Source organism: Pirellulales bacterium, assembly GCA_035499655.1.
Classification (GTDB): Bacteria; Planctomycetota; Planctomycetia; order Pirellulales; family JADZDJ01; genus DATJYL01.
In genome coordinates this window covers 1-9,585 of sequence record DATJYL010000036.1, presented here as the reverse complement: position 1 = coordinate 9,585, position 9,585 = coordinate 1, and the positions used below count along the sequence as shown (strand labels likewise).

The window sequence follows — 9,585 nt, the reverse complement described above, 5'->3', positions numbered from 1 at the left end:
TCTGGTAATAATTTACCTGCCATGGCCTTCATCCCTCCGTGATTCGACTTGATCCGAAACACAAAAGGACATCATATTGATCCCTACTCAACAACCAACGCAAGATTAGTTTTGTCCGGTGGCTCTATGTCATTCTCACGGACAGCGGCGTGAAAAGCAGTGGCACGGTGCTGCGATTTGAAACGGATGGCGACACGAATGTGCTGGATGCTATTTCGCGTGTCCCAGGACTTTCGAACCTGGCCGATGCCCGAATAAAAATCAACCGCACCGATCCTCGAAGCTTAGGCACGCAAGTGTTCGACTTGACTTGGGCTGATTTATCGGGTGGGGGCATCCCGATGGCGCTTCTTCCCCGTGATCGGCTGTGCATTGAAGGGGCGTGGTACGATCCACATGCAGACGTTGCCGCTTCATCGGCCGGATCTACGCAGAATGTTGTACCAACGCCGTTCCAGTTGCCGCAGTATCCGTCAACGCCAGCAGCACCCAATGCGTTGCCGCAATATGCGCAACCAGTGCCGGAGGGAGATTACCGGCCCATTCCGAACTATGTTCCCGGCGGGCAGTCGAGTACGCCCATACCGAAATACAGCGTTCCGGGGCAGCCTGTTGCACCGATTCCGAACAAGCACATTTATGTAGTGCCTAACAACGCTCTCCACGCGCAGCCGATTGCACCACAGGCAGTGCCGATACCGGCGGCTCCGGATAACAGTGCTAAGCCCGAGCCGACTGAAAAGCAGGATCAATAACAGGAGTCAACAGAGGAAACGGAGTCCAAAATCTGAATTGCTCTGTTATCTCCGTTTCCTCCTGTTCAAATGCCTGCTCGAATCAAGAGAGCGGAATTTTTCCGCTGTGCGACAAGCGGTTGTGTCTTTACAGCGAGCCTTCGGCGGTTTCGCGGGGCAGCGGCGCTTCGACCACGCCTTGGGCGGAGTGCCGCTTGCGGTCGGCTTCGGTGCCGGGGACAATTTGCGGGCTGGGGGAAGTTTCCTCGATGATTTGTTTGAGCTCGACGCCGTCAATGGTTTCCCGATCGATGAGCCGTTTCGCCAGCGATTCCAGCGAGGCTTTACGGGCGGCGAGGATTTGCCGCACTTTGCCCATGGATTCGTCGACAATACGTTTGACTTCCTCGTCAATTTCGCGGGCCGTTTGCTCGCTGTGCATGCGGGCGCGGCCGAACTCGGTGGTGGAACTGACTAAAAACGGGGAGCGATCGGTTTGCCGATAGTTGACGCGGCCCATGCGGCTCATGCCGTAATCCATGACCATGGAGCGGGCGATGTCGCTGGCGCGTTCCAAATCGTTGGAAGCGCCGGTGGAAACGTCGTCAAAAATCATTTCTTCGGCAATGGTGCCGGCCAGCAACACCTGGATGCGGCTTTCCAATTCGCTTTGCGTCATCAGGTAGCGATCGTCCTCGGGCCGCTGCATGGTGTAGCCCAAAGCCGCCAGGCCGCGTGGAATGATCGAAACTTTATGCACGGGATCGGTATTGGGCAGGCTGTAAGCGACCAGAGCGTGGGCGGCCTCGTGATAGGCGACGCGCTGTTTTTCGTCGGCATGGATGACACGCTTGCGTTTTTCCAAGCCGGCGGTGACGCGTTCCACGCCTTCGTTGAATTCCGCCACGCCGACGGCGTTTTTGCCCTTGCGAGCCGCCAATAGCGCGGCCTCGTTCACCAGATTGGCCAGATCGGCGCCGACGAAGCCAGAGGTCAAACCGGCGATTTCCCGCAAATTTACGGCGCTGTCGAGCTTCACGTTTTGCACGTGAACTTTGAGAATTTCTTCGCGGCCCCGCACATCGGGCCGGTCGACCAACACGTGCCGATCAAAGCGGCCCGGCCGCAACAAGGCGGGGTCCAACGTTTCGGGCCGGTTGCTGGCGGCCAACACAATGACGCCGCTGTTGGAATTGAAGCCATCCATTTCGACGAGAAGAGCGTTGAGGGTTTGTTCCCGCTCGTCATGCCCGCCCACGACGCTGGAGCCGCGAGTTTTTCCGAGGGCGTCCAGCTCATCGATAAAGATGATGCAGGGGGCCTTCGCTTCGGCTTGCTGGAACATGTCGCGCACACGAGCGGCGCCGACGCCGACAAACATTTCGACAAAGTCGGAACCTGAGAGGCTGAAGAACGGAACGCCCGCTTCGCCGGCGATGGCTTTGGCCAACAAGGTTTTTCCTGTACCCGGGGGTCCCACGAGCATGACGCCTTTGGGAATGCGACCGCCCAAAACCTGGTAGCGTTCCGGTTGGCGGAGGAATTCGACGACTTCGCGGAGTTCTTCCACGGCTTCGTCAATGCCGGCCACATCTTCGAACGTAATGCCGATATCTTCCTGGGCATACATTTTGCCACGGCTGCGGCCAAAGGCCATGGGACTTCCCGCTCCGCCGAGCCGCCGCAGCATGAACAAGAAGACGAGAATAAACAGCGTGCTGAGAACCAGCATCGGCACGTAGTTGTGCCACAGACTAGGAGGCTCGGAATAGCTGTAACGTATTTTGTTTTCTTGCAGAAACTTTTCCAGCCGCTCGTCGTTGCTTAGTTGGACCCCTTTGTTGGTGTGAAATGGCACCGTATGGGCCGATGCCGCGGAAGTAGCCGTGGCGGACGAGCCATTGCTCGTGGTGTTTGTTGTGGAGGAACCGAGAGAATTGTCGGCAGATTCGTCCGCGCCGCCGACCACTTCACGGCTGATTTTTCCCGTGACTTCGCTACTGGAAATGACAATATCGGTCGGATTTTTGTAAAGGACCTCTTTTTCGTGTCCCTCGGGCCCTTCTTCCACCTTATAGCCATCCTTGCCGGCGCTAATGACGTTCAGCAAATCGCTGTATTGCAATTCGTAGGCGGAATCTTGTCGCAGCCAACCGATCACCAGCAAAATCGTGACACCGATTCCCAGCAGATACCAAACAAAGTTGTTTCCGATCGGGGGACTTTTTTTTTCCGGGGTTGCTTTACCGGAAGAGGGTTTCTTGGTTTTAGGGTTGCTTTCCATGCGGAGTGATGAGTCTGGTGTTTGGGGGTCTAAATTTGTGTTGCGGTTTGTCCGGCTAACAATCAATACTATGTCGCTGGCGAAGGCTATACAACCTTTCCTATGGGTCCGATTTGACTCGTGATCGTGCGGACGGCAAATTGGGCAAAATCGGCATGAGGGCTTCCGGGTTGTTCCTAAAACAGGGCGGATTTAGAATCCGGTGAGGCGGAGAATGAGAGATTGAGCAAGGGATTAGGGGTCGAAGCTTCGACAGTCCATCTGTCGAAAAATGAGATGCCCCCGAACTTTGTTGTTTGCTCCGTTTTAGACACTTCGACATTGGGACTTGGCTAGCCGCTGTTTATGACGACCTCCTTCAAAAGCATAGCCGTGCTGGGCTCGACGGGTTCCATTGGGGCAAGCACGCTGGAAGTGGTGGCGGCATCGGGAGGTCAATTGCAGGCCCTAGCCTTGGCGGCACGCAACAGCACGCAGCAATTATTAGAACAGGCGCAGCGGTTCCGGCCGCGCTGGATTGTGGCAACGGACGCGGAAGCTGCCCAGCGGCAAGATTGGTCGGCTCTGCCGCGCGAAACGCAATTGCTGGTGGGGCCCGAAGCGCTCCTGGAAGTCGTTGCCGCGCCGGAGATCGAACTGGTGGTGGCGGCCATCGTGGGCGCGGCCGGCTTGCAAAGCACGTGGGCAGCGCTGGAAGCCGGCAAAAAAGTGGCCCTGGCGAACAAAGAAACATTGGTCATGGCCGGGCCATTGGTGATGGCGCTGGCGGCTCGCACGGGAGCACAAATTTTGCCGGTCGACAGTGAGCATAGCGCCGTGTTTCAATGTTTGCAGGCTGGGAAGCGCGCGGCCGTGAAACGCGTGATTCTAACGGCCAGCGGCGGACCATTTCGGAATTTCACGCCGGAACAATTGGCCCGCGTGAGCGTAGAACAATCGCTGGAGCATCCGACGTGGGAGATGGGGCCGAAAGTCACAATTGATTCGGCCACGATGATGAACAAGGCTTTGGAAATCGTCGAAGCGCGGTGGCTGTTCGACCTGGCGCCGGAACAAATCGAAGTGTTGGTGCATCCGCAATCGACGGTGCACTCGCTCGTGGAATTTATCGACGGTTCCGTGATGGCGCAGCTGGGACCGCCGGATATGCGGCTGCCGATTCAATACGCCTTGCACTATCCGGAGCGGCAAGGGGCGGAGTGGCCGCGATTAGATTTTACCCGCTCGCTGCGGCTGGATTTTGAACCGGCCGATTTCGACCGCTGGCCGGCGCTGGAGTTAGGATATGATGCGGCCCGAACCGGCGGCACAACCGGTGCAGTGCTTAATGCCGCTAACGAGGAGGCCGTGCGAAGCTTTTTGGCCGGAGAACTGGATTTTATCGAGATTGTGCCCGTTTGTCGAAGTATTGTTGAACATCACACCTTTGAATCCCAGCCGACGCTGGAGCGGCTTTTGGAAGCGGACGGCTGGGCCCGCCGGGAGGTAACACGTTGGGTATGCACTTGATCGCAGCGAATTGGATGACATGGTTGGCCACGCCCGCCAATTGGCCCGTCGTGCTGGCGGTGGCCGGAGGCCTGGGCTTTGTGGTGTTTGTGCACGAGCTAGGACATTTTTTCGTCGCCAAAGCATGCGGCGTGAAGTGTGAAAAGTTCTATCTCGGCTTCGACATTTACGGATTGAAACTTTGCAAATTCCAATGGGGCGAAACGGAATACGGCATTGGCATTTTGCCCTTGGGCGGCTACGTGAAGATGCTGGGGCAGGACGACAATCCGGCGCGCATGGCGGAAGAAACCCGCCGATCGCAAATGAAAAGCCAATCAGCTGCGTACGCCAGCGATCGTGCGCCGCCCATGACACACGGTGATTTACCTTCGGAACCGGTTTCCGATTTGCATGCGCCGTACGATCCGCGCAGTTACATGGCGCAAAGCGTGCCCAAGCGCATGGCGATTATTTCGGCGGGCGTCATCATGAACGTCATTTTTGCGTTCATTATGGCCACGGTGGCTTATGGCCTGGGGGTACCGGAAATTCCATGCATTGTGGGGGGGACGGTGGTGGGGAGCGCCGCTTGGCAGGCGAATTTGCAACCGGGGGACAAAATCACGCGAATTGCGGGATTGGAGCATCCGCGATTTGAAGAATTGAAAACCAGCGTCACGCTGGGAGATGTGGACAAGGGGATTCCGTTTACCATTCTGCGTGCTGCCGACGACAAATTGGAAAACGTTCGGCTGTTTCCCGATTCTTCGTTGGGTTTGCCGATGATCGGCATTTCCAGCGCTGCGGAACCGCAAATTGTCGATCGGCCGGGGTTTCATCCGTCGGCGATATTTTCGCCGGCTCGTTCGGCCACGCCAGCGTTTGAACCTGGCGACAAGATCGTGCAAATCAATGACACGCCAATTCACTCCTATCGTGATTTGGATTTGGCGCTGGCTAAATACGTGGATGAACCGATTGAGGTCACCGTGCAACGAGCCGCGAAAGATCAAGGCGACTCTAAAGGCGGTGATGAGAAACAACCGGACGAGAAAATCGTAGTCCGCGTGGAGACTACCCCGTTGCGAGACTTTGGTTTGGTGATGCCGCTGGGGCCAATCACGGCGGTGCAAAACAACTCCCCTGCAGAACAGGCTGGCCTGCGAGTGGGAGATCGAATGATTTCGATCGACGGCCAGCCCGTGGGCAATCCACTCACGCTGGAATATCGCTTGCGTCAAATGGCGGCGGCCGGAAAAACGGTGAGTTTGGAAATTGAATCTAAGGCAGGAGACGAAGCGCAGAAATCCACAGCGGAAGCCAAAACACGCACGGTCAAAATTGCTTTACGGGTTCCTGAATTTACCGATGTTCCGCAGGAAATGTCGCCGTTGCCTTTGGCGACTTTGGGCGTGGCTTGCGAAGTGCCCACCACGATCGTTGCGGTACAGCCGAACAGCCCCGCGGCGTTGGCCGATATTCAACCGGGGGACGAAATTGTATCGGGAAAATTGATCAGCCCGCCAAAGCGCAATCCACCGTACACCTACGAGGATGAGGAACCTCCGCCGGAAAGGTCATTCGATTTTGGCAAACGCCTATCGTGGCCAGGCTTCGTTCTGGATTTTTTACCGACGATTGACCCGGATACGAAGGTGCAATTTGCAGTGAAACGGGGGGATAAAACGCAGAGCGTGGAGGCGGGCTTAGCGGAGTTCAAAGACGAAACGGGAAAGGTCATGCACTCGCCATTGCGCGGATTTAACCTCACGCCGATGACGGTGATGCATCAGGCTGGATCGTTGGGGGAGGCCATTCGAGCCGGAGGCGCCCAAACGGTCGACTCGCTGCTCATGGTGTTTCATTTCTTGCAAAAGATTGGGACTCAAATTCCCGTGACGATGCTTTCCGGCCCGGTCGGCATTATCCAACAGGCAGGTTACGAGGCGCAGCAAGGTTTTGCCAAATTCTTGTTGTTCCTGACGTTGCTGAGCGCGAATTTGGCGGTGGTGAACTTTCTGCCAATTCCCGTGCTGGACGGGGGACACATGGTGTTTTTGCTGTATGAAGGTTTGCGCGGCAAGCCGGCCAGCGAACGCGTGGTGATTGGGTTTACCTACGCGGGCATGATTTTTCTGCTATCGCTCATGTTGTTTGTGCTGGCATTGGATACGGGCTTGATTTCTCGCCTATAAAGGCGTTTTTTAACGCGGGAACTAACTTTTCTTGGGGGACAGTGGTTTCGTGCCTGGCCGGCGGTAAGCGAGGGGAACGGGGTCGCATTCGATGCGAGAATGCCGCCAGATTTGGGGTACATGAAACGATCTTGATTCGCTTAGCAGGCACGGGTTAGATTGGTTTCCCCCGCAGGATTTGGCAGGGGGTGCAAGGTTGTGAGGGTCGCTGATCTTGAGCGTGCGGCCCCTTTGGAAGGGATTCCAAATTGATTACCACACTGGGCGATTTAGCGCGAGTCGTGTCTGGAAAGGTGTTGGGCGATTGCGCGCTGCGGATTGCGGGCTTCAATACGCTGAATGTTGCCGGCCGCAACGATATTACGCTGCTTGATTCGGCGGAGAAGGCCCATTTTTTGGCGCGAAGTGCGGCAGGGGCCGTGGTAGTGCCGTTAGGTTTTGAGCCGGTCGATAGGCCGGCGATTCAAGTGCGCGACGTGCACGCCGCCTTTGCCCTGATTGCAAATCAATTTCGGCCGGCGCGCACCGTGAGCCACCCGGGAATTAGTCCCCAGGCCATTGTCAGCCGTAGCGCGAACATTGTCGGGGCGGTCGACGTTCATGGCGGGGCGACGATCGGCGACGAGGTGGAAATCGGCGCCGGCACGGTTATTCACAGCGGCGTGCATGTTCATGACGGATGCCGCATCGGCGAACAGGTCACGATTTTTTCAGGAGCGGTTTTATACGAAAACACCCGCGTGGGACCGCGGTGCATTATTCACGCGGGAGTAGTCTTGGGAGCGTACGGATTTGGATACAAGTTGGTAGAAGGCCGGCACGTGCTGAGCTCGCAGTTAGGCTTCGTGGAACTGGGGCCGGACGTAGAAGTAGGCGCGGGCAGCACGATCGATCGCGGCACTTATGGCGCAACTTACATCGGCGAGGGGACGAAGATCGACAACCTTGTGATGATTGCCCATAATTGCCGGATCGGCCGGCACAACTTGATTTGTTCGCAGGTCGGCGTGGCTGGCAGCACCACGACGGGCGATTACGTCGTGATGGCGGGCCAGGTGGGAGTGCGCGATCATGTACACATTGGCGCCGGGGCGGTCTTAGGCGCCAAAGCTGGAGTATCGGGCGATGTGCGCGACGGCGTGCGCATGCTGGGAACGCCGGCCGTGCCGGAGCGCGAGCAAAAACTGCTGTTTGCCACCATTTCGAAATTGCCGGAAATGCGCAAGCAACTAAAGGAACTGCAACGCCAAATGGATGAATTGTTGCAAGCCGCGGGACGTTGCGACAAAGACCGCCGCAGCGAGGCTGCATAGCCCCCCAGCGTAGAGAATGTTATGGATAACGGCGACACGGGCGTAGAGGCAAACGGCGTTCGTCCGGGGTCGGCCGAAAAAAACATGATGCGCACGTTTGCGAGCGGCAACGCCGCAGACCAGCGTGCGAATCCAGAACGCATCGGCCTGATTGCCGGCTGGGGCCAATATCCGATGAAAGTGGCCGAGTCGCTTCGTCGGGCCGGCAGCAGCGTTTATTGCGTGGCGCTGGTCGATCACGCTGATCCGGCGCTGGCACAAGTCTGCACCGAGCTGCAATGGACCGGCGTGGCAAGAATTGGTCACGCCATCCGCTTCTTCAAACGTCATCAGGTGCAGCATGCCGTGATGGCTGGAAAAGTTTTCAAACTGAAATTGTTGCAGCCAAAAATATGGCTGAAGCTGTGGCCCGATTGGCGGACGATCCGAATTTTCTGGTCGCACTTTATCGCAACGAAAAAGGACCGCCGCGACGACACGCTGCTGTTGGCCGTGGTGGAGGCGTTCGAAGAAGCAGGAATTTGCATTCAACCCGCCACGGATTTTGTCCCGGAGTTACTCGTGAGAGTTGGACAGCTAACGCAGCTGGGTCCGACGAAATCGCAACAAGCAGACATTGCGTTCGGCTGGCATTTGGCCAAGGAGATGGGCCGGCTAGATATTGGACAGAGTGTGGTGGTCAAAGATCGGGCCTGTCTGGCGGTGGAGGCGATCGAAGGCACTGATGAGTGTATTCGGCGGGCTGCGACACTTTGCCCGGGCGGCGGTTTCACGGTCGTCAAATTGGCCAAGCCCCAGCAAGATATGCGATTTGACGTGCCTACCATTGGATTGGGGACTTTGAAAACGATGGTGGCGGCGGGGGCCAAAATGCTGGTGGTCGAGGGGGCGAAAACCATTCTGGTGGATGAGGCGGAATTCATTGCGTTTGCCAATCAGCAGAAGCTGATTGTCGTGTCATTGGACAATCCTGGAACCGCTTGCGGGGAATCGAGCGATCGGGCTGCCTAATGAGAAACTGATCCTGCCACATGCCTGGAGTAATTTACGGGCATGAATTGTTGTAAGCATTTGAACGGGATAGAGATGATGGACTCAAAGCGGTTGATGAAGACTCGAAAAGCCGCCGGTTGACTCCCGGGGGTTTTTTGTTGCGCGAATACGGCACCGCCGCTTGCAATTGGGCCGAGCGGCGGCAGGAAGTTTTATTCCGGCAGCATCCCATTGCCGTGTACGGTTACCGACCCGGCGGCAGATCAGGCGAAGATTGGCTGTTAGGCTGCTCCGAGCGTCGTTGAAGCAGCCATTCGAAACCGGCCTGGAGCACTTGTGCGGCCAATCCTTGGGAGCTTAATTTCGGTTGGCTCAAGGAGCCGACCATGTGAATGGTGGGGTTTTGGCTTAAGAGTTTCATCCATGGGTGGCCGGTTAAATCGGCGCCCTCCAAGCCTGGAAACTGAAATTCAAGGAACCAATCCAGCGTTTCATCCAGCCCGACGCTGCCATGCGAATGTACGACAATTTCGACTTGCAGCGCCGACAAGCGAAAGAGCAAGTTGTCATGGTAC

At 56.8% G+C, this 9,585-nt stretch carries 7 protein-coding genes; 5 read left to right on the top strand and 2 right to left on the bottom strand.

All coding sequences use genetic code 11. The features are described from left to right. The first annotated feature begins 149 nt into the window (after window positions 1-149). Window positions 150-755 (top strand): hypothetical protein, encoded by a 606-nt coding sequence (locus VMJ32_02400; GenBank protein HTQ37847.1) that lies wholly within the window; start codon window positions 150-152, stop codon window positions 753-755. A 127-nt stretch (window positions 756-882) separates the two neighbouring features. On the opposite strand, the gene ftsH is transcribed toward VMJ32_02400, so the two are convergent. Beyond that, entirely contained in the window at window positions 883-3,018 is a 2,136-nt protein-coding gene (gene ftsH, locus VMJ32_02395; GenBank protein ID HTQ37846.1) for an ATP-dependent zinc metalloprotease FtsH, read from the bottom strand. 345 nt (window positions 3,019-3,363) lie between these two features. Between ftsH and VMJ32_02390 the strand changes: the two genes are divergently transcribed. From VMJ32_02390 to lpxI, 4 genes are all read left to right on the top strand, one after another. Then, complete coding sequence (locus VMJ32_02390; protein ID HTQ37845.1) at window positions 3,364-4,527, top strand: 1-deoxy-D-xylulose-5-phosphate reductoisomerase; 1,164 nt, start codon at window positions 3,364-3,366, stop codon at window positions 4,525-4,527. Then, on the top strand, window positions 4,518-6,704 hold the full coding sequence (locus VMJ32_02385) for a site-2 protease family protein (protein ID HTQ37844.1): 2,187 nt from the start codon (window positions 4,518-4,520) through the stop codon (window positions 6,702-6,704). The genes VMJ32_02390 and VMJ32_02385 overlap by 10 nt, the downstream gene beginning before the upstream one ends. Before the next feature lie 248 nt (window positions 6,705-6,952). Further along, complete coding sequence (gene lpxD, locus VMJ32_02380) at window positions 6,953-8,017, top strand: UDP-3-O-(3-hydroxymyristoyl)glucosamine N-acyltransferase (GenBank protein HTQ37843.1); 1,065 nt, start codon at window positions 6,953-6,955, stop codon at window positions 8,015-8,017. Between the two features lie 21 nt (window positions 8,018-8,038). After that, window positions 8,039-9,028 carry a UDP-2,3-diacylglucosamine diphosphatase LpxI gene (gene lpxI, locus VMJ32_02375; protein HTQ37842.1) on the top strand — a complete coding sequence of 330 codons (990 nt, stop codon included), beginning with the start codon at window positions 8,039-8,041 and terminating at the stop codon, window positions 9,026-9,028. Between the two features lie 226 nt (window positions 9,029-9,254). Here the strand turns inward: lpxI and VMJ32_02370 are convergent. Beyond that, window positions 9,255-9,585: hypothetical protein (locus VMJ32_02370; GenBank protein HTQ37841.1), on the bottom strand; the 331-nt coding region annotated here is incomplete at its 5' end.

Coding starts and splice junctions, on each gene's coding strand:
- ftsH (HTQ37846.1), bottom strand. CDS start 3,018: ATGGAAAGCAACCCTAAAACCAAGAAACCCTCTTCCGGTAAAGCAACC.
- VMJ32_02390 (HTQ37845.1), top strand. CDS start 3,364: ATGACGACCTCCTTCAAAAGCATAGCCGTGCTGGGCTCGACGGGTTCC.
- VMJ32_02385 (HTQ37844.1), top strand. CDS start 4,518: ATGCACTTGATCGCAGCGAATTGGATGACATGGTTGGCCACGCCCGCC.
- lpxI (HTQ37842.1), top strand. CDS start 8,039: ATGGATAACGGCGACACGGGCGTAGAGGCAAACGGCGTTCGTCCGGGG.